Origin of the sequence: Tardiphaga sp. 37S4 (assembly GCF_021044645.1) — a bacterium.
Taxonomy (GTDB): Bacteria; Pseudomonadota; Alphaproteobacteria; order Rhizobiales; family Xanthobacteraceae; genus Tardiphaga; species Tardiphaga robiniae.
In genome coordinates, this window is the sequence record NZ_CP088008.1 from 3,365,416 (window position 1) to 3,386,263 (window position 20,848).

General features: G+C 60.9%; 19 protein-coding genes. 9 read left to right on the forward strand and 10 right to left on the reverse strand.

From position 1 onward, the window contains the following. Nucleotides 1-12 precede the first annotated feature (12 nt). The 6 genes from LPB73_RS16105 to LPB73_RS16130 all read left to right on the forward strand — a co-directional run bounded on the left by LPB73_RS16105 (nt 13) and on the right by LPB73_RS16130 (nt 5,932). Nucleotides 13-444 carry a GlcG/HbpS family heme-binding protein gene (locus tag LPB73_RS16105; protein WP_175366765.1) on the forward strand — a complete coding sequence of 144 codons (432 nt, stop codon included), beginning with the start codon at nt 13-15 and terminating at the stop codon, nt 442-444. A gap of 7 nt (nt 445-451) precedes the next feature. Beyond that, nucleotides 452-1,417 (forward strand): metallophosphoesterase, encoded by a 966-nt coding sequence (locus LPB73_RS16110; RefSeq protein WP_349768788.1) that lies wholly within the window; start codon nt 452-454, stop codon nt 1,415-1,417. A 128-nt stretch (nt 1,418-1,545) separates the two neighbouring features. Further along, entirely contained in the window at nt 1,546-2,559 is a 1,014-nt protein-coding gene (gene galE / locus LPB73_RS16115) for a UDP-glucose 4-epimerase GalE (RefSeq protein WP_231077514.1), read from the forward strand. A 97-nt stretch (nt 2,560-2,656) separates the two neighbouring features. Continuing rightward, on the forward strand, nt 2,657-4,087 hold the full coding sequence (locus tag LPB73_RS16120; protein WP_231077515.1) for a hypothetical protein: 1,431 nt from the start codon (nt 2,657-2,659) through the stop codon (nt 4,085-4,087). A gap of 154 nt (nt 4,088-4,241) precedes the next feature. After that, nucleotides 4,242-5,234 carry a glycosyltransferase family 2 protein gene (locus LPB73_RS16125; RefSeq protein WP_231077516.1) on the forward strand — a complete coding sequence of 331 codons (993 nt, stop codon included), beginning with the start codon at nt 4,242-4,244 and terminating at the stop codon, nt 5,232-5,234. A gap of 14 nt (nt 5,235-5,248) precedes the next feature. Then, entirely contained in the window at nt 5,249-5,932 is a 684-nt protein-coding gene (locus LPB73_RS16130) for a class I SAM-dependent methyltransferase (protein ID WP_231077517.1), read from the forward strand. Here LPB73_RS16130 and LPB73_RS16135 read toward each other — a convergent pair whose 3' ends face one another. The 5 genes from LPB73_RS16135 to LPB73_RS16155 form a co-directional block, all read right to left on the reverse strand. Next, nucleotides 5,933-7,324: a hypothetical protein gene (locus LPB73_RS16135; protein WP_231077518.1), complete on the reverse strand. Its 1,392-nt coding sequence runs from the start codon at nt 7,322-7,324 to the stop codon at nt 5,933-5,935. Between the two features lie 156 nt (nt 7,325-7,480). Next, on the reverse strand, nt 7,481-8,260 hold the full coding sequence (locus LPB73_RS16140) for an enoyl-CoA hydratase/isomerase family protein (RefSeq protein ID WP_231077519.1): 780 nt from the start codon (nt 8,258-8,260) through the stop codon (nt 7,481-7,483). 44 nt (nt 8,261-8,304) lie between these two features. Next, nucleotides 8,305-8,955, reverse strand: a complete 651-nt coding sequence (locus LPB73_RS16145; protein ID WP_231077520.1) for a glutathione S-transferase family protein — start codon at nt 8,953-8,955, stop codon at nt 8,305-8,307. A 241-nt stretch (nt 8,956-9,196) separates the two neighbouring features. Then, the gene (locus LPB73_RS16150; protein ID WP_231077521.1) at nt 9,197-9,580 is read right to left on the reverse strand and encodes an acyltransferase family protein; all 384 of its coding nucleotides are present in this window, start codon (nt 9,578-9,580) and stop codon (nt 9,197-9,199) included. A gap of 617 nt (nt 9,581-10,197) precedes the next feature. Then, nucleotides 10,198-11,979 carry an adenylate/guanylate cyclase domain-containing protein gene (locus LPB73_RS16155; protein ID WP_231077522.1) on the reverse strand — a complete coding sequence of 594 codons (1,782 nt, stop codon included), beginning with the start codon at nt 11,977-11,979 and terminating at the stop codon, nt 10,198-10,200. Nucleotides 11,980-12,232: 253 nt separating this feature from the next. Between LPB73_RS16155 and cysK the strand changes: the two genes are divergently transcribed. Continuing rightward, nucleotides 12,233-13,288, forward strand: coding sequence for a cysteine synthase A (gene cysK, locus LPB73_RS16160; protein ID WP_231077523.1), 1,056 nt, complete (start codon nt 12,233-12,235; stop codon nt 13,286-13,288). Nucleotides 13,289-13,357: 69 nt separating this feature from the next. Here cysK and LPB73_RS16165 read toward each other — a convergent pair whose 3' ends face one another. From LPB73_RS16165 to LPB73_RS16185, 5 genes are all read right to left on the reverse strand, one after another. After that, the gene (locus LPB73_RS16165; RefSeq protein ID WP_175366776.1) at nt 13,358-13,573 is read right to left on the reverse strand and encodes a hypothetical protein; all 216 of its coding nucleotides are present in this window, start codon (nt 13,571-13,573) and stop codon (nt 13,358-13,360) included. A 540-nt stretch (nt 13,574-14,113) separates the two neighbouring features. Then, the gene (locus LPB73_RS16170) at nt 14,114-14,869 is read right to left on the reverse strand and encodes an IclR family transcriptional regulator (protein ID WP_231077524.1); all 756 of its coding nucleotides are present in this window, start codon (nt 14,867-14,869) and stop codon (nt 14,114-14,116) included. A gap of 86 nt (nt 14,870-14,955) precedes the next feature. Next, nucleotides 14,956-16,044, reverse strand: coding sequence for an extracellular solute-binding protein (locus LPB73_RS16175; RefSeq protein WP_231077525.1), 1,089 nt, complete (start codon nt 16,042-16,044; stop codon nt 14,956-14,958). Between the two features lie 31 nt (nt 16,045-16,075). Next, nucleotides 16,076-17,869 (reverse strand): ABC transporter permease subunit, encoded by a 1,794-nt coding sequence (locus LPB73_RS16180; RefSeq protein WP_231077526.1) that lies wholly within the window; start codon nt 17,867-17,869, stop codon nt 16,076-16,078. After that, nucleotides 17,866-19,017 (reverse strand): ABC transporter ATP-binding protein, encoded by a 1,152-nt coding sequence (locus LPB73_RS16185; RefSeq protein ID WP_231077527.1) that lies wholly within the window; start codon nt 19,015-19,017, stop codon nt 17,866-17,868. The genes LPB73_RS16180 and LPB73_RS16185 overlap by 4 nt, the downstream gene beginning before the upstream one ends. Nucleotides 19,018-19,268: 251 nt before the next feature. Between LPB73_RS16185 and LPB73_RS16190 the strand changes: the two genes are divergently transcribed. Both LPB73_RS16190 and LPB73_RS16195 read left to right on the forward strand, forming a co-directional pair. Further along, nucleotides 19,269-20,075 (forward strand): CoA transferase subunit A, encoded by an 807-nt coding sequence (locus LPB73_RS16190; RefSeq protein ID WP_120290474.1) that lies wholly within the window; start codon nt 19,269-19,271, stop codon nt 20,073-20,075. Next, nucleotides 20,075-20,842, forward strand: coding sequence for a CoA transferase (locus tag LPB73_RS16195; protein ID WP_231077528.1), 768 nt, complete (start codon nt 20,075-20,077; stop codon nt 20,840-20,842). Before LPB73_RS16190 ends, LPB73_RS16195 begins: the two co-directional genes overlap by 1 nt. The last annotated feature ends 6 nt before the right edge of the window (nt 20,843-20,848 follow it).

A 20,848-nucleotide genomic window follows, 5' to 3' on the forward strand; every position in this document is an offset into this window, starting at 1 on the left:
GAAACAACCGATATGGCCGACCTCACCCTCGATACAGCCCGCAAGATCATTGATGGCGCTCTCGCCAAGGTGATCGAGATGAAGCTCAAGCCCATGGTCATCACGGTGCTCGACGCTCGCGGCTGCGTGAAGGCCACCATCGCGCAGGACGGCACCAGCCTGATGCGCGGCGAAGTCGCCCACGGAAAAGCCTATGGCGCATTGGCCATGGGGCTCGGCTCGCGGGCATTGTTCAAGCGTGCCGAGGAACAGCCGTTCTTCATCGATGCCGTGAATACCATGGCACGCGGCGCGCTGATCCCGGTGCCGGGTGGCGTTCTCATTCATGACACATCGGGCAGCCTGCTCGGCGCCATCGGCATCTCTGGCGATACATCCGACAATGACGAGATCGCAGCCGTCGCGGGCATCGAGACGGCCGGCCTCAAGGCCTCGACCGGCTAGATCGACGTTGACTCAGCCACCGCATCCCCCGATCGACGACAGCGCGCTACGCCCGCTGATCGACCGTATCGGGGATGCGCATGTGAAGGCACGGCTGGAGATCGAGACCCATCGGGATCACCAGCTGTTCGGCCAGGGCCGCCTGTTCTTCAATCTGGAGAACTGGCTCACCGCGCCGCCGATCGTCCGAATCGCGCTGCAACTCACCGGCCTCTATGGCCGCGCCCGCCGCGAGGCCAACCGCGTATTGGTCCGCGAGAATGCTGTTGCCTCACCGCGCCTGCCTGCCGCGTTCGACGGGTTCACGATCCTGCATATCAGCGATCTCCACGTCGATCTCAGCGAGGATGCACTGCGCCACCTGATCTCCTTCGTCGGCGATCTCGATTACGACATCTGTGTGTTGACCGGCGACTATCGCGGCAAGACCTATGGGCCGTATCAGCGCGCCACCGCAGGTGTCGGTGAACTGCGCGCGAGGCTGCGCGATCCCGTCTATGGCGTTCTCGGCAATCACGACAGCATCCGCATGACGCCGGCGCTGGAAGCCATGGGCATCCGCATGATGTTCAACGAATGCGAGACGATCGCTCGCGGCGACGAGAGGATCTATCTCGCCGGTGTCGACGATCCGCATTTCTACCTTGCCGACGACATCCCGAAGGTCGCGTCGCAAATTCCGAAGGACGCCTTCTCGATCCTGCTATCGCACACGCCGGAGACCTATGCCGAGGCGGCCGAGCACGATTTCGATCTGATGTTGAGCGGCCACACCCATGGCGGCCAGCTCTGCCTGCCCGGCGGCTACGCCATCAAGCTGGAAGCTGTGCTGCCGCGCCATATGGGCAACGGCGCGTGGCGCCATGAAGGCATGGCCGGCTATACGTCCGTCGGCGTCGGCACCAGTCTGCTCCCGGTGCGGCTGAATTGCCCTCCGGAAGTGACGCTGCACCGGCTGAAACGCATCGGCTAGTTCTTGGATACGATTTACTAACCAAAGCCGCTGTCGGCCGCCACCTGTCACCACGAGCTGCCGTTTATTAAGCTGACAGGGCTAGTGTCAATGGTCGCCCGACGGCTTCCAGGCAGGACCATTCCGACATGACGGTGATGATTACAGGCGGTGCTGGGTTTATAGGTTCGCATATCTGCGTGGAGCTGATCCATGCCGGCCGCAACGTCGTCGTCTATGACAATTTCTGCAACAGCCATCCCGAAGTCATCAACCGCATCCGGCGGATCACCGGCACCGCTCCCGAAGTGGTCAAGGGCGACGTGCGCGACGTCGAAGCGCTGATATCGGCACTGTCGGCGCATCGCTTCAGCGCCGTCATTCATCTCGCCGGGCTGAAGTCGGTTGCGGATTCCGTCACCAGCTCGGCCGAGTATTACGACTGCAACGTGGTCGGCACGCTGAGGCTGGCGCAGGCCATGCAGCAGACCGGCGTGCGCAATATCGTGTTCTCGTCGTCGGCGACCGTCTATGGCGAGCCGGACGTACTGCCCTTGCGGGAGGACCACAAGCTCGCACCATTCAGCCCCTATGGCCGCACCAAATTGCAGGCCGAGGAATTACTGAGCGACATTGCACATTCCCTGCCCCCGTTGAATGTCGCAATTCTCCGCTATTTCAATCCGGTCGGCAGCCACGAAAGTGGGTTGATCGGGGAAGATCCCAACGGCGTTCCGAACAATCTCATGCCCTATATTTCGCGCGTCGCGATCGGGCGACTGCCTGTGCTTAATGTTTTTGGCAACGATTACCCGACATCGGACGGCACCGGCATACGCGACTATGTCCATGTGGTCGATCTGGCCGCCGGCCATGTCGCCGCCCTTGACCATGTCCACAAGCAGAAGGTCCTCAAAGTCAATCTGGGAACCGGACGAGGCACAAGCGTGCTGGAGCTGGTCGATGCCTATACAGCTGTGAGCGGCAGGACGATTCCTTTTGCCTTCGCACCACGACGGGCCGGTGACATCGCCAGCTACTACGCGAGCGGCGACGTTGCCGAAGAAACGCTGGGATGGCGTGCCCGGCGCGATATTTCGGATATGTGCCGCGATGCCTGGAACTGGCAGCAGAAAAATCCCAATGGCTATCTCGACCAGTAATCCCGCCCCGGCCAACATGCGGTCCGCGGGAATAATCGTTTTTGTATTGCTTGCGGGCGTATCGCTTCTCCCGACTGTGCTGACTCCGATTCCGGCGATGGTCGATTATGTCAACCACCTCGCCCGCATGTATCTTCTGGCCCAAAATGGGCAGCCCGGCGCCAACCCGTATTACGAGGTGCACTGGGCGCTGTATCCGAATCTCGGCATGGATCTGCTCGTCCCGCAGATCGCACGATGGGTCGGCGTCGAGAACGCAACCCGGCTGTTTTTGCTCTGCAGTCAGTTACTGATCATTAGCGGGGCGCTCGCGCTGGAGCGGGTTGCAAAGGGCCGTGTTCAGATCGGCGGCTTTGCTGCGCTTCTGTTCGTCTATTGCCTGCCCTTCAGCTGGGGGTTTCTGAATTTCGAATTCGGCCTGGGTATCTCGCTCTGGGGCATCGCCGCCTATCTGGCGGTGATCGAGCGTGCTCCGCTGATACGGCTCGTCGTCAATGCCTGTTTCGTCCCGGCACTTTTCGCGGTCCACTTCTTTTCGCTCGGCATCTATGGCGCAGCCATCGGTCTGTATGAACTTTGGCGCGCCCATCAGCGGAAGGTGCCCTATCGCGCGACTCTGTTGCGCCTCGTCCTTCTCGCACTGCCTGTGGTGCTCTTGCTGATCGTGATGCGCGCGACCTCCGGATCGGTCGGCAGTGACGGCACGGAGTGGCTGCTTCAGTACAAGCCAGTTTGGGTATTCCGTATCCTCAATGGCTATAACATGACGGTCTCCGCCATCAGCGTTCTGGTCCTGCTGGTATCGCTGTATCTGGCGTTCAAATGCGAGGTTCTGAAGATCGAACCGGTCGGCATCTGGCTTGTTGCCGGCTTTTCGTTTCTCTATCTCATCATCCCTTCGAAGCTTCTCGGCACATCATTTGCTGACCTCCGGATTATCCCCGGCGCGGTGATCATCGTTGCGGCCTTCTGCTCACTATCCCTGCCGGACCGGCGATCGCTCGCTGCCGCCTTGCTGGTGGTCAGCGGCGTCATCCTCGCCAATCTCGCAACCGTCTTTGCCGTCTGGCTCTCCTATCGCGCCGACTATGCGGCGCTGATCGCTTCGTTCCAGAAGCTTGATCGCGGTGCACTGGTTCTTGTCGGGACAAGCGGCAATGGCGATGACCCGCCGTTCAACGACCTGACAGAATATCCGATGGCCTATGCCCCGACCCTGGCCGTGCATTACGCCAATGCGTTCGTCCCCAACGTGTTCACCGAGACCGGCAAGCAGCCGCTTCGCCCCAGTGCCACCGTGCAACGTCTTGCCATTCCTTATGGCGGGCCCGTGCCGATGCGGTTGCTCAGTGCAATCGCCACCGGCAACGCGCCTGACGGCGCGCCGTCCTTCATCCAGACCTGGCACAGGGACTTCGACTATCTCTATGTGCTCGGTCCCGCTGCGGCGCCCCCGCTGCCCGACAGATTGCAAGAGGTGGACAGGTCTGCACGATTTGTCCTGTACAAGATTGACAGACGGCCATAGCCGAGCGAACCGCCACGCGGTCTGGTTCGCACCTGGGCCTGCCTCATGGAACCGCGCAAAGGCGGCCCAAGGCGCCTGATTTCAAGGCTCTTTGCAAGGCCGCCTTAACCATCAGGGCCTAGGATCCCGCCATTCAGCAGGGCGGAACTCCAAAATGGCGATTGATGGCGGGCGGATCATCTACAGCATCGTCGTGCCGGTCTATAACGAGGAGGCCGTGCTGCCTGTGTTGGTCCGCCGGCTGGGACTGCTGCTCGACCGCCTCGACGCGCCCGCGGAAGCCATCTTCGTGGACGACGGCAGCTGCGACACCAGCCCCATCGTGCTGCAGGCACTCGCCAAGAGTGATCCACGCTTCCGTTACATCGGCCTGTCGCGCAATTTCGGCCACCAGGTGGCCATCACGGCCGGCATGGACGCCGCGCAAGGCGACGCGATCGTCGTCATGGACGCGGATTTGCAGGACCCGCCTGAAGTCGTCGAACAACTGATCGCCAAGTGGCGCGAAGGCAATGACGTGGTCTATGCGCGCCGCCTGTCCCGCGCGGGTGAAAGCGCGTTCAAGCGCGCCACCGCCCATGTGTTCTATCGGGTGCTTGGCCGTATGACCTCGGTTCGTATCCCGGCAGACGTCGGCGATTTCCGACTGATCGACCGCAAGGTGCTGGACGCGTTGCGCCAGATGCCGGAGCGCGATCGCTTCGTGCGCGGCATGATCGCCTGGCTCGGCTTCCGGCAGGCCGAAGTGAGCTTCCATCGCCTCGAACGCGCCGCCGGCGAAACCAAGTATCCGCTGTTCAAGATGGCACGGCTTGCCATGTCCGCTGCGCTGGGCTTTTCCGACGCGCCGCTGCGGCTGGCGATCTGGTGCGGTCTCGTGGTGTCGAGCCTGGCTCTGCTGTATGGCGGCTGGGTGTTGCTGCTGTGGATGACGAACGACCCGCATCTGGTCGCCGGCTGGTCGTCGATCATCGTTATCGTGTCGCTACTCTGCGGGTTGAACATGCTGATGACCGGCATCGTCGGCCTTTATGTCGGGCGCATTCACGCAGAAGCGAAACATCGTCCACTTTATGTCGTGCAAAACCGCGTCGGTTTCGACCGCGATCAAAGCGAAGCATCTTACCGCACCTCGCGCAGCGCCTGACGGAGCGGATTGTCATGAGCCAGCTGTTCGACAGCTACCGCAGCAACTACCGCGACGTCGTTCAATCCTCGATCGACTTTTCCGGCCTGCCGCATAGCTTCTTCATGCGCGCCAAGGCTGATCTATTGCGCGAATTGATCGCAGCGCGGCTTCAATCAAAAAAGCCTGACATGCTCGATGTCGGCTGCGGCGTTGGCAGCTTCCATCCACTGCTGCGCGGCATGGTCGGTCAACTCAGCGGCATAGACGTATCCTCCGCCAGTATTGCGCAGGCACAGGTCGACAACCCCGACGTCGACTACCGGGCCTTCGACGGCAACGTCTTTCCGTTCGCCGATGCCAGCTTCGATCTGGTCACCACGATCTGCGTCATGCATCACGTCCCGCCCGCGGAATGGGCGGGTTTCATGCGTGAGATGCGGCGCGTTGTGCGGCCAGGAGGGCTGGTCTGTGTCATCGAACACAACCCGTTCAATCCGCTGACCCGTTTTGCTGTCGCGCGCTGTGAGTTCGATCGCGACGCGGTATTGCTCGGCGCGGGCAAGACGCAAAAGATCATGGCGGGCGCCAGCCTCCGCGACATCGCTTCGCATCATTTCCTGCTACTGCCGTGGGAAGCGAAAGCCGCGCGGCGTGTCGAAAACGCCTTCAGCGGCCTGCCGCTTGGCGCACAATACGCCACTTTCGCCACTGCTTAATTACTTCGCCGTTGCATTCTGCCGCTTGTGGACCACCGCGACGTCGTCGCCATAGACGCGCTTCCAGTCTGGCAGCCGATCGAGCAACGCCACCGCCGGAGTTTCCGGCTCCAGCAGCGTGGCATCTATTTTGTAATCGTCGAGCAGCTTCAGAAAATCATTCAGGTCCGCCAGCGAGAGGCCGCTGTTGTAGCGATGAAGAAAGCGACCGCCATAGAGTTCACCGCGACCATCGATGAAAGTGGGAATTCCCGCGAAGATCAGATAGCCGCCAAACGAATAATCGTTGAGCACGCGGTTCGCCGCGGTCAGACCGGCGCTGGCCACCGCTGCCTGCGGCGTATTTCGCGCGGCGGGGCGAACGTCGCGCGCCGAAGCGATTACGGTCGCCAGGATCATGACACCGACGGCACCGACCTGCAGCGTCCGACCTGAGCCGACCTCATTGGATGCGGCCCAGCTGCGAAACTGCCGCGCGATCGGCGCGGCAAGATAGAGCGGCGCCAGCATGGCAAGCAGATCGACGTTGCGCACCTGCGCCAAAGCAAAATGCAACAGGCCGATTAAGACCAGCGCCCGCACCATGGGAAGCGTCACGCCGCGCGACAGCGCAAAGATTCCCCCCAGCAGCAGGATCTCAAAGATCCCGATGCGGCCGAAATTCTGTGGCCGCCATTCGCCGATCCAGTTGAGCGCATCGCCAAGACCGAGCGTCGTCAGCGGCATCAACAGCGTGCCGGGCCCGTAAGGGGTCAGGCAGGATGCGGCAACAGCGAGAGCCGTGAAAGCGAGCCAATGGAGCACTTCGCGAGGCCGCTCGCGAAGCTTGTTTCGTATGAGGACTTCGAGGATGGCGGGTCCGATCAACCCCAGTGCCAGGATGACGCTGCCGTGGAGATTGGCCCAAAGGACCAGCAGCGGTAACGCCCAGTAAGGCGGTCGTGCACGCGTATCCATGGCACGAACGAGCGCGGTCGCCCAGGTCATCATGACCGGAAGTGCCAATACATGCGGCCGCGCCAGCAGATGGGGCGCGAGAAGAACGACCACGGCTGTAACGATGATCAATACCGGCTTCGGCGCAAGTTCGCGCAGCAGGAACCGGGTCAGAATCCCGACGGAAAGCGCGATGGCCGCGGCAGCGAGCGCCACGACGCCTTGCCAGCCGGCAAACGTATAGACCGCCCCGTAAATGACCTCGGAGAGCCATTCGAAGGCAAGCCAATGACCGCCATGCATGGAAAAGGAGAACGAGTCGGTCGACGGAATGACGCCATTCGCCAGGATCCAGCGGCCGATCGCGATATGAGAATAGCTGTCCGGATCGTTCAGCAGCCGCGGCCCGAGCGCCAGCAGCAGGCCATAGACGCACGCGCTCACCAGCAAAGGCATCGTTGCCCGCACCGGGAACTGTTTGGCTGGGCTGCTGATGGCCTGGTCGCTCACGGGCTACGAGGGTACGGCGACACTGTTAATTCCACTTTAAGGCTGACGATGCGCCCGTGCGCCGGCTCGATGGTCTGTCGTGGCGCGCCACCGAGAGCCGCCCTATTTGCCTGACCACACTGGCTTGCGCTTCTCGCCAAACGCCTTGAGGCCTTCTTTCGCATCCTCGGTCATCGACAGGATCGCGATCTGGCTTTCGGTATAGGCGATGCTCTCGTCGAACGACATCGCGGCGATGGCGCGCATCGCATATTTTCCGCGGCGGATCGCGGTCGGCGACTTGTCGGTGATGCGAGCGATCAGCCAGTCGACCTTGCTGTCGAGCTCGGCCGCCGGCACCACGTGATTCAGCAGGCCAGCGCCAAGCGCGGTTTGCGCGTCGAACGGCTCGCCGGTGATGCACCATTCGTTGACCAGGCGACGCGGCGCAATGGACTGCAGCAGCGCCAGCACCTGCATGGGAAACACGCCGACCTTCACCTCGGGCAAACCGAAGATCGCGTTGTCCGCGGCCACCGCCATGTCGGTCATGCAGAGCAAACCCATGCCACCGGCCATGCAGACGCCGTTAACGCGGGCGATGGCGGGTTTGGTGGCGTTTTGCGACAGCCGCATGAGATCGGCGAGATCGCCATTGGGCTTGGAGAAATCCATCGAGAAGGCCGCGCCGGCATTGGCGAGATCGGCGCCGGCGCAGAACGCCTTCTCGCCCGCGCCGGTCAGAACGATCACCCGTACGCCCGCATCCTCGTGGGCGGTGCGATAGCCGTTGGCGATGCCGGCGATGACATCGCCATTCATGGCATTGCGCTTCTCCGGCCGGTTGATGGTGATCCAGAGTGCGGCGCCCTTCTTCTCCAGGATTACGCTATCATCGGCCATCGGTCTGCTCGCTTGGTTGAGGTTGATGCGGTTGGTATAGCCGCTCAGAAGCGGCGCGCCAAACCCAGCGCGTCGCCGGCGCGGTTCTCGGACTCAACCGCACGCAGGTAGCCCTCGCGCTGCTGCAATCGCGCCCAATAGGCTGTGACGCTCGGCCCGAATTGCGATGCAAGCCCGAGACGATTGGCCAGCAGCAGTGCATAGCCGACGGAAATGTCCGCGGCGGTGAAACGGCCGGCGCAGACATAGTCTTTGCCGGTGGTGATGATCTCGATCATACGCAACCGTCCAAGAAAGAACTTCGAATAATCCTCGACCACCTGCGGATGACGGCGCTCTTCCGGCTCGAGCTTCGAATAACGCAGCACCAGCGCCTGCGGGAAGGTCAGCGTCGCCTCGCCGAAATGCAGCCAGTTCAGGAACGCGCCGTAGTCCGGCTCGTCGATGCCGACGGCCAGCGGCGTCGGACCGTATTTGGTCACCAGATATTGCGCGATCGCCGCCGATTCCGTCATCCGGGTCTCGCCATCGAGCATCAGCGGGATGGTACCGAGCGGATTGATGCCGAGATATTCCTTGGCAAAGACACGCGGCGGGAACGGCAGCATCTTCAGCTCATAGGGCAGCCCGAGCTCTTCAAGCGTCCATAGCGGGCGGAACGAGCGCGCGCGGGCGCAGTGGTAGAGCGTGATCATCGGACGAGACCTCCAGGCTGGCACAGACTATCGCCGTGCTGCCAGCCAATGAGAAGCAGCCGCGACGCTTCGTCAAGCCTTGCCCTTCTTCGTCAAGACTCGCCCCTCGCTACATGGTCTCGGCAGACCGGTGTCACCCTTCCCGATCAACGACACCCATCTCCACGCGCACGTCACCGAGGCTGGTCACGACGGCTTCGCGTTTCGATTGCAACTGATGCGGCCGGCGGCGAAGCCGACATTATTTCGCCTGACTGCGACGAACTCCTGGCCAGATCGTCGTCTGCTGCGGAGGCTCGTCGACCGGTCTGGCGCGATCCTCCGGGGAGAAAAATGCTGCGCGCGCAAACCCGGCGAGCCGGCCGTCTTGGGCGATGTCTGCTCCCATTGTGCTGACCGGCAGCAGCAAACGCGTGATGAAGAAGCCTGAGATCACGAAGAAGATGTCGAGCGCGATATAGCCCACGCGTGACAGCTGATTGACGTACCAGATCGCGTTGTAGGCGCTGCGGTCCCGCACCTGCGGGCAATGGGTGAACACCACCACCACCACGCCAATCCCCCGAAAGCCGTCGAAAGCCGGAAATTTCTCCAGCCGCTTGGCGATGCCTGCATTCTCCGTCATTGCGATCTCCCCGTTTGAACCGGGATAGCAACAGCGCGAATAACGAGGGTGAAGACGATTTATATGTCTACCACCTCAGGCGAAACGTTCGGCTTTAACCTGAATGCCCGTTGGCACGGGAGCGTTAGGGTTGACGCCGCCGCGTTTACCACAACCTGGACAAACTTCACTGCGACTCCACCACCGCTTACGATCCGTTAAGGATCTAGGAACAGGCTGGGAACGATCGAAATTGACTCAACTTGTATCGACAAGTGTGAGGGCACTAGATGACCAGGGTTCAGTATCTCAGGGAACAAGCGACCCGCGCCGAACGGTTGGCAAAGACTATTCTGGATGCCGTCACTGTCACGCGACTTGTCGAAGCATCGCATGCATACCGCCAGGAAGCCGATCGCCTTGAGCAACACGAGACGAGCGATCAGGCGACAACGATGTGGATGCCTCACTAGGGCGTGACCCCATAAACTTGGAGCGGACGGCGGACGTCCGCTTAGGTGCCAATAACGGACTCAGGTCGGACATCGCCTCAGGTCCGAAAAGTCCCACAAGCGGAAGTCAACTCATCGAGATGTGCTCGGAAAGGTATCGATGCCGGCCGGCTCTCTCCGGTCGTCCTAGTCAGGCAACCCGAGCTTTCGGAGATTTTCTGCCATACGGTTCAGAACAGCAGGCGAAAACACCATTGCCTGTTTGAATTTTGAAATCGTCAGATCGGGGTAAGTAAGCATCAACTCCTCGAATGCTTGTTTAGCTTCGCCGACCCGGCCGGCTCCCGACAGGACCGACGCCAAATTGCGATAAATCCAACTAGCGTTTGGCCGTTCTTCGAGGGCGCGCCTATAGAACGCGGCAGCCTTGTCGTATTCTTGCGCTACTTCATGCGCAGAGGCTATTCCTACATAGTTGTTGAAATTCATTGGATCAATCGGGCTCAGGCGCAGAGCGCGCTCGAAATTGTCAATCGCCTTCTGAGGCTGATCGGCATAGTTCTCTAGCCATCCGAGCCTACTCCAGGCCCATGCAGCGTTGGGGTCGAGGCTGACGGCTCGCTCAAGCAGTATACGCGCGGTTCCATGGTTGCGTACAAATGTGTGCACTGCGCCGAGTACCGCCAGAATGATAGGGTCATCGCCACTCATCTCTGCTGCCCGCTCGGCGAGCGATCGCGCCATTGCCTGGCTTCCAACGATGTCGTCCGCCCAGTTATAGACCGAGCGCTGGGCGTGGCACCAACCAGCAAGCGACAAAGCTAGGGGATATTCGGGATCAATCGCGAGCGCCTTTTCGAGAAGTTCAATCGCTTTAGCGCTTTCTTCCTTCTCCAACGCCCAGACATGAGGCATCGCTCTCATAGTATAGTCATAGCTGCTCAGGTCTTGCGGCCGTTTGCGTCGCGACCGCTCAATCTCGGCAATGCGGATGGAAGGCTGTAGAGCGCCTGCCACCTGCTCCGTTATTCGGTCTTCGAGGTCAAAGAACTCGTCGACTGCGCCGTCAAAGCGTGAGCTCCAAACATGTGCCCCTCCCTCGGTTTCGATTAGCTGAACGATAATGCGGAGGCGATTGCCGACTTTCTGCACGCTACCCTCAAGCAAATAAGCAACGCCCAACTCCTTACCGACGTTGCGCGCATTTATCGCGCGGCCCTTATAGGTGAACGCTGAGCTACGGGCGATGACGAAAAAAGAGCGAATGCACGAAAGAGCTGCAGTAATTGCCTCGACGATACCATCAGCAAGGTAATCCTGACCCGCCTCAGCGGACATGTTGTCGAACGGCAGGACGACGATGGACGGTTTGTCAGGTAGCGCTAGATCTCGAACTTGTTTCGCAGACGAATTTGACGGGATCGCAGGGGCGCTCTCGCGGGCAAGCCGTATGAGCCATACGCGCATTGGCTCGGCAATATTCTTTAAAGTCTGCTCGCCGATGTCGTCGAAGGCGACGTCGAGCTTGCCGCGAATTTGCCTGTGTGCATCATCGGAGATGCAGATGCCGCCTGGCTCGGCAATTCCCTCAAGACGGGCTGCGATGTTGACACCATCGCCGAAAATATCGTTGTCGTCGATGATGATGTCCCCAACGTGTATGCCGATGCGAAATTCAATCCTGAGTTCCGGCGGAACGGCGGCGTTTTGTTGAGCCATCTCTTGCTGGATTTCCACCGAACAGCGCGCTGCATCGACAGCACTGGCGAATTCGACCAGCATGCCATCGCCAGTGGTCTTGACGATGCGACCGCAGTGCGTGGCGATCCTGGGATCGACAAGCGTCTTTCGAAACGTCTTTAGCTCCGCAAGCGTGCGCTCCTCGGCATGACCCATCAACCGGCTATAGCCGGCGACATCCGCCGCCAGCACAGCCGCCAGTCGCCGTTCCACGCGCTCGCCGGGCAAAAAACGCTCCCTGGCTCGGTGAAAAACTATCTGCCTCTACCAAAGCATAGGCGGTGGCTGTTCCGCTAGGTACAATGTTCAAAACAGGTCCATTTGCCGCGCTACGATCAATCAGGACGGGCGGTGAAGTCGGGTACGCCCTGAAAGCTAACTCTTGCGCGCCCAATGATTGTCCCCAATAACCGAGGGCAGCTTCGACGCAATGCATGGCAATTGGAGCCGTCGCAAACAACGCAATGTCGGGAAATGCATCATGGGACGGAAATATCAAAGTATCGTCGAAACGATCGGTAATACGCCGGTAGTGCGGATCAATCGTCTGGCGCCGGAAGGCGTGAATCTCTTCGTAAAAATTGAAGCCTTCAACCCGCTTAGTTCAGTGAAGGACCGATTGGCTCTCGGAGTAATCGAGGCGGCCGAAAAATCCGGAGAGCTCAAGCCTGGTCAGACGGTCATAGAGGCGACAAGTGGAAATACGGGCATTGGTCTTGCCATGGTCTGCGCCGCCAAGGGATACCCGCTTGTGATCACCATGGCAGAGCCATTTAGCGTCGAGCGGCGTAAGCTCATGCGGTTCCTTGGAGCGAAGGTCATCGTAACTCCCGCGGCTGAGCGCGCCGTAGGCATGATCAACAAGACCATCGAGCTCGCCAGGGCGCATGGCTGGTACATGACTAGGCAGTTTGAGAATGAAGCCAATCCCGATATTCATTCGCGTACGACAGCGCGTGAGATACTCGACGATTTCTCCGGAGAACGGTTGGATTATTGGGTCACGGGCTATGGAACGGGCGGAACGTTAAAGGGCGTCGCGCGGGTGCTCGCAGAGGAGCGTCCCGAAACGAAGATAGTGGTTTGCGAGCCAGAGGATGCGCAGTTGTTGGCCAGTGGCACCCCGCAGTCGCGAAACTCAGATGGAACTCCGGCCGCCCCGCATCCGACATTCAAGCCCCATCCGATGCAAGGCTGGACGCCGGATTTCATCCCGAAACTCACCGACGATGCCGTCGCAATGAAGGTCATCGATCGCATCTTAGCCATCTCCGGTCCGGATGCCATTCGCTGCAGCAAGGACCTTGCTACCAAAGAGGGCATCTTTGTGGGTATTACCTCAGGCGCAACCTTTGCGGGCGCGCTCAAGGTTGCAGCCGAGGCAGAGAAAGGGGCAAATATTCTCTGCATGCTTCCCGATACCGGCGAGCGCTATTTGAGCACACCCCTTTTCGCTGATGTGTCGGCAGACATGAACGAGGAAGAGCTTGAGATCTCACGCTCTACGCCGAACGGACAGCTCAAGCCTGGCTCTTGATTTGCAAAGATCGAATAAAAGAACATCCGACGTTATGAGGCGCGGACCGGAACGATGCTCTACGCGCCATCAGTTCGCCCGACAGACGTCTCGTTGCGCTTTGAAAGCAGCAATGAATAACTCGAGGCCGGCCGAGGTTAATCCGCTTTCGGTGATCAGACCGAGCCGCATGAGGTTGACTGTTTCTATCGGACCATCACCATAGGCTGATCCGCCGCCGAACAGCTTGTTCATAATTCGCTGTTCGCGGCGCGTTAGCTCGTTCCAGAGGATCAAATCATTCATCCCAAATGCCTCGCGAGAATCATTGCGTGACGTTGCGAGATTAGCCGATCGCTCGGAGGCGAAATCGTGGCGATTCAGTTGTCGCCATTGAAAGTAGATTCGCCGGCAGCGACTTCGAAGCAGGACATGCAAAACGCGTGCAGCGGACACCTCGTTGATCACTGGCGATGGCCGTATGGCCGACGATGCTCAGCCAAGGCCACCACGCAATAGCGGCAGTCGATCAACTTTCGCTTTCACAGCGAACGCGACGGTTTGCGAGAGTACTACCAGTTATTTCGCGGCGTCGCGGGTGACGTCCCTGTGCTTGCCGCGCTCCTGCGACCGCGCGCGCCGGTGCCCAGGAGATCGAAACAGCCCATGTCTGGTGTGGGTCATTCGGGTCGATTTTGGCATGTCCGGATATGTCCGCTTACGGGGTAATCTCGCAAGTACGGTCTTCCGTTTTTTGCCGATTGAAGGCATCGGCTTAGACGTGATTCAGGCGTCCAAACCGAAGCATCGATGCGGTATCACGGACTTCGAATGGGCAGCCATTGTTCACATCGCACGAACATGGCCGAGTGCCAGGCCGATGGCGCGCGCCGCTTCCATCACGTGAACGGCGTATTCCTTGATCTGCTTTCGCTTGACCCGGATGTCGGGGCCAGACATGCCGATGGCTCCGACGAGTTCACCGGAGCGTCCAACGATGGCGCAAGCACAGGCGGCGATACCTTCCCGCCACTCGCCATGCAGCACTGACGAGTAACCTTGTACCCGTGCCGCATGGATGTCTTCGCGCAACTCCTCGATGGTCGTTCGCGTCGTATCCGTATAACGCCTGAGATGCGGGCGAAAGTTCTCCAGATATTCGTCTGGCATTTGCGCGAGCATCGCCTTCCCGGTTGCCATGGTGAATGCAGGCGCACGCATGCCGACGCTGGTATGCGCACGGATATGATGCGCGCTTTCAATCTTGTCCACATAGACAACGTCGGTACCCTCGAGCACCGACAGATGAACGGTCTCTCCGGTGACTTCGGCCAGCGCCGTCATCGCCGGACGTGCGATACGGATGAGATCCATGCGCTGAATGACATGGTTGCCGAGCACCCATAGCTTGGTTGTGAGCTCATAGGTGCTGTGCGGCGGAATCTGGCGAACGAAGCCCTGCGATTGCAGCGTCGCCAGCAGTCGATGCACATTGCTCTTGGTGAACTTCAGCTCATTGGCGAGATCGGTGACCCCGCGCGGCTGCTCGCTCATCGCGAGCGCCTCGAGGAGCCTCAGTCCCTTGATAAATGCCTTGTCCATCCAAGCAGCCGATGTGAGGTAGTTCTCTGTTGCGGGCTGACCGGCGGCCTTGGGCCGCCGCCGGTCTCATTGTTGTGTGGCGCGATTTACTGAGCAAGCAGTGCGTTCAGCTTTTCCTGCGCATATTCTTCATTGGTCGAATTGCCCGCGGGCGATGGCGCCCCCCAGAAGTCCGGGCTCCATTCGATCGCCTTGGAGACGTTCTCAGGATTATTGGCCCAATAGCGCGCGACGTTCTTGTCCGTCGCCGCATCGAACACGACCTTCGAAGGAAGCGCGACTGGGAAAGTGGAGGTCAGCTGGGCGGCGCGCTTGGGGTCGAGACGCCAGGACAGCAGCTTGAGCGCGTTGTCATAGTTCGGCGCGCCCTTCGGGATAGAGAAGAAGTCGTAATAGACGAAGCCCTGATTGAAGGTGAGATCAATCGGAGCGCCTTCCAGCGCCAGTTTGCTCATCGAGCCCGTATAGGCCTGGCACATATCGGCTTCGCCATCGAGGATCAGCTGCGGCGGCTGCGCGGCGGTGGTCCACCATTTGACGATGTGCGGCTTGATCTCCTTGATCTTCTTGAGCGCACGCTCCATGTCGATCGGATACAGCTTGCTCTTGTCGACACCGTCGGCCATCAGCGCCGCCTCGAAGGTGAAGCGCGGCCAGGCTGGCATGCAGCGGCGCCCCGGAAACTTCTTCACGTCCCAGAAGTCGGCCCAGTTCTGCGGTGCCTTATCGCCCTTGAACTTGTCCTTGTTGTAGACGAGGCCGACGCCGATCACTTGCAGTGCGACGCCCTTCTTGCGCTTCAGATTGTCCGGCATCGCCGCCAGGGTCTTCTGCGCGGATTCCGACAGTTTGGAATAGTCGATGTCAGCCAGGCAGCAGTCGCCGAGCAGCTTGGTTTCCTGATCAAAGATGAAGGTCAGATCCCACTGCGCCTTGCCAGCTTCGGCCTGCGCCTTGATGCGCGGACCGCTGCGCGCTTCCTGCACGGTGACGACCTTGATGCCGGTTTCCTTCTCGAACGGATCGTACATCACCTTGCGCAGGGCATCGCCATAGCCGCCACCCGGATCCTGCATGATGACGACGTTGCTCTGGGCAACGGCCAGACCCGTCCCCATGGCGATGAACGCCGCCGAAGCCAAGGCCGGCAGCCTGAAGCGTTTCATTCCCATCATAGTGTGTTTCCTCCTGTTTGATCGTTTGTCATCAGGTCGCTTTTTGCGACGTTGCGAGCACTGGCCGGGCGAGGAACAGTCCTCCCACGACCAGCAGCACTTCGAGCGTGGACACGACGGCCAGTACCGGGTTGAGCCGGTAATTGATGTCGCCCCACAGCATCAACGGAAGCGTCTTCAACTGAGCGCTCGACAGGAACAGGGTCAGCACCAATTCGTCGAACGAATGCAGGAACGCAAAGAAGGTCGCGGCCGCAAGGCCCGGCGCAATCGCCGGCAGCGTCACCAGCCGCAGCACCGTGAGCGACGACGCGCCATGGACCGAGGCGGCCTGTTCGAGCCGCGAGTCCACGTTCTGCAGCGCAGCAGACAGGATCACCACCACGATCGGCAAACCGCCGATGGCATGGGCCGCCGCAAGGCCGAACACCGAGCCGACCAGATCGAACTTCAGGAACAGCGTGTAGAGCGACAAGCCGAGCACCACCGGCGGCACGATGATCGGGCTGACCAGCAGCAGCATGATCGCGGATTTGCCGCGCACATTACCCCTGACGATGCCCAGCGCCGCGCATGTACCGAGACCGACCGCAATGAAGGCCGAGACTGCCGCGATCAGCGCGGATGTCCAGAACGCGCGCATCCAGTTGGTGTCGGAGAAGAACTGCTCGTACCAGCGCAGCGAGAAGCCCGGCGGCGGAAAGGTCAGATAGCTGGCGCTGCTGAACGAGATGATCATGACCACGATAATGGGCAGGATCAGAAGCGCGACCACCAAGCCACCCATCAGACGGACCGTCCATGTGCCGCAACTGGCCGGCAGCATGCCGAACAGCCGGAGCAGCGGCCAGCCGATGGCGTCGGCGAATGCGCTGCCGAAACTGCGACGCGCGGTGGCGGACGTTGCCGCTGGCGCGACCTTCCCTGCTGTCGTCTCGGTGAGCTTGCGCCCGCCCCAGATGAATTCCAGGCCAAGGAAACGTCCGGCGATGGCAACCACCAGCAGCGTGATCAACAACAACACGACGCCCAGCGCCTGCAGGAAGCCCTCAGACGTCACCGAGTCCGCCTGCTGCGTGATATGCATGGCGAACATCTGGTCGCCCGGGCCGCCGAGCAGTGTCGGCGTGATGAAGAAGCCGATCGCGGCCACGAAAACCAGCAGGAAGCCGGCGCCAATGCCGGGCAGCGTCAGCGGCAGCAGCACCCGCCAAAACACGGCAATAGGCCCCGCACCGCTGGCCAGCGCCGCGCGTGTGAGACCGGGATCGAGCCGCGACACGCTCGAATAGATGGTCAGCACCATCAGCGGCAGCAGCACCGCCGTCATGCCGAGCAGCACGGTGCCGCGGTGAAACAAGAGCTGGACCGGCTCGCTCAGGATACCGATCGACACCAGAAATTTGTTGACCGGTCCATTGCGGCCAAGCAGCACCATCCATGCATAGGTGCGGATCAGGATCGCGATGAAGTATGGCAGCACGATCGCGGTGGCGATCAGCGCGCGGGTGATGCCGCGGGTGCGATGGATCAGGAGTGCGGTGGGATAGCCGAACAACAGGCACAGGAATGCGACCGTGACCGAGATCTGCATGGTGCGGACCAGCGATTCCCAATAGAGCGGCACCGCAAAGACGCGTTGGAAATAGGTCAGCCAGCTTGGCCCGCTGATACTGATGCGAATGAGATCGACCAGCGGCAGCAGATAGATGAACGACAGGAAAGCGACCGCGGGCAGCAGCAGCAGCGCGGGGTTCTTGAGCTTCATGGCCAGGCTGGAGCTCGCCTGATGCCGCGGCTCCTCGGACAGCGAGATCGTCGTCATGTCAGCACCCAGCAGTCTGCCGGACCCCAGCTCACATGCAGGCGATCGCCGATATCGGGCAGCGGCCGCCTGGCGGTGTCGGTGCAGCGGATCAGCAGCGTGTCGCCGCCGTCCATCTGCGCCTCGATGCGCAGGATCTCGCCGAGGAAGATCGCTGACGTCACAGTCACCGGAGTCGAGCTTGCGGTTGGCTCGCTGGTAATCGCGATGCGCTCGGGCCGCACCAGCACGGTGACGCGACCGACATCGATGGCGTCGCGGCTCTCGGCATCGAACACATAGCCAGCGCGGTTCTTCAGCGTCACGGTGGTGCCGCGCTTCTGCATGATCTCGGCTTCAATCAGATTGCTCTCGCCGACAAACGACGCCACAAAACGATTGGACGGGTGACGATAGATGTCGAGCGGGCGGCCGATCTGCACGATCCTGCCGGCATCCAGCACGGCGATGCGATCGCTCATGGTGAGCGCTTCGCCCTGATCATGTGTCACGAACAGGATCGTGCTGCCGATCGTCTGATGCAGATCGCGTATCTCGATCTGGATTGATTCGCGCAGCCGGCGGTCGAGCGCGCTGAGCGGCTCGTCCATCAGCACGACCTTCGGCCGCATCACGATGGCGCGCGCAATGGCGACGCGCTGTTGCTGTCCGCCGGACATTTCCGACGGCGATTTGTTCGCATGATCCGACAGGCGCATGATTTCCAGCGTCTCGGCGACGCGCCGCTCGGTGGTGGCGCGATCGACGCCGGCCATGCGCAGCGGGAACGCGACATTCTGTGTCACCGTCATGTTGGGAAACAGCGCATAGCTCTGGAACACCATGCCGAATCCGCGCTTATGCGTGGGCACGTTGTGCACCGGCCTGCCGTCCACGAGAATCTCGCCGCCGTCGAGGCTCTGGAAACCGGCCAGCAGGTTCAGCAATGTGGTCTTGCCGCTGCCGGACGGGCCGAGCAGCGTGATGAATTCGCCGGGTTCGATATCGAGATTGATACGATTGACGGCATGGAACTGGCCGTACCGTTTCTCGGCATCGCGAACTGCGATGCGCGAACCGATGACCTGACGCTCGCTTGCGCCGCCCGACTGCGACGCCGGAACACCCGCGCCGGAATGTCCCACGCGCAGCGCCAATGGCTCAGCCATCATCAACCTCCCTGGTCGTTCTATATTATGAGACGTTATTCCAATTATTGTTGGCGTGACGCATCGTCTTGTCAAGTGAATGCGCGATGCGACGACGCGCCGATCGTCATCGACTTACCGACGGGTCTGCATTTTCCCCTATTGGCAAAGTGCTTCGCGACACAAACGGATTGACAGCCGCGGCGCCGCGCGACTAATTTTATTTAGAACCATGTTCTACAATATAGAACATATAAATCGGGAGGCGAATTGTGGTAAGCGATCTTCGCGCGTTGGCGAAGTATGTGGAGCCGGGGGTCCGGCTGGCGCTGCCGGTGGATTATGCCGGCGTCTCGATGGCAATGACGCGCCCGATCATTGAACGCAACACACGCAATCTCGATCTCGTCTGCGTGCCGACCGGTGGCCTTCAGGTGGACCAACTCGTCGGCGCCGGTCTGGTTCGGTCGGTCGAGACCAGCGCCGTATCGCTCGGCGAAGCCGGCGGCGCACCGCGCTTCAACGCAGCCGTCAGGAACGGCGCGATCGCATTGAAGGACGCCACCTGCCCCGCTATCCATGCCGGCCTGATGGCCGCGCAGAAAGGCAGCCCGTTCATGCCGATGCGCGGACTGATCGGCAGCGACCTCCTGCACCATCGCAGCGACTGGCGCGTCATCGACAATCCGCTGGCGGATGGCGGCGATCCCATCGTGCTCATCCCCGCGATCAAACCCGATATCACGATCTTCCACGCGCCGATGGCTGACCGTTTCGGCAATGTGTGGATCGGACGACGCCGCGAACTCGCCGCGATGGCTTATGCATCGGCCACCACACTCGTCACTGTCGAGCGCATCGTGGACGACAGCCTGCTCGCCAATGAGATGAGCGCAGCGGGCGTGCTGCCGGCGCTCTATGTCACCGAAGTCGCCGTCGCGCCGAAGGGCGCTTGGCCCTACGGCCTGTGGGGCGAGTATCCGACCGACACGGCCGAGATCCTGCGCTATGCGCGCGCCGCGCGCAGCGCCGAGGGTTTTGCCGACTACATGACGAACGCACAGATGGAACCCGCATGATGAGCGAGGTTCACCCGCGCGAAATCCTGATCTGCACCGTCGCCAAACTGCTCGACGGCGTCCGGCATGTCGCTGTCGGTGCGTCCTCACCGATCCCCGCGGCCGGCGCCATGCTGCTGCGAGCGCTAAAGCAGCAGGCCGGCGAGAAAGGCCCGCGCATCTCGATCCTCGGATCGGTGGAGCACAATTTCTTCACCAACGGCTCGGCCGAACTGTTCGATTGCGCCGGCCAGGGCCGCATCGATGCCTTCTTCCTCGGAGGCGGCCAGATCGACGGCCGTGGCAACGTCAATCTGGTGGGCACCGGCGACTATCCGCAAACGCAAGTGCGATGGCCCGGCTCGTTCGGATCGGCCTATCTGTATTACGTCGTGCCGCGCGTGATCTTGTTTCGCGAGGAGCACACGCCGCGTGCTCTGGTCGAGAAGGTGGATTTCATCAGCACGCCCGGCGTCAGCGACGATGGCGTTTACCGCAGTGGCGGCCCGATCGCGCTGTTGACCAGCAAGGCGCTGTTCCGCTTCGACAAGAGGCGTCCGGGCTTCGACCTGCAGAGCGTCCATCCCGGACACGACCTCGCAGGTATCAAGGACGCCACCGGCTTCCAGTTCACCCATGAAAGCCAGCCGGAACAGACCGCGCTGCCGGATCCGCAGACGCTGGCTTTGCTGCGCGGGCGTGTTTACGACGAGGTCGCCGAAACCTATCCGGACTTCGCCGCGCAGATGCGGCGCGAGATGGAACGGCCGCTGTCCCATGCATCCTGACAGGAC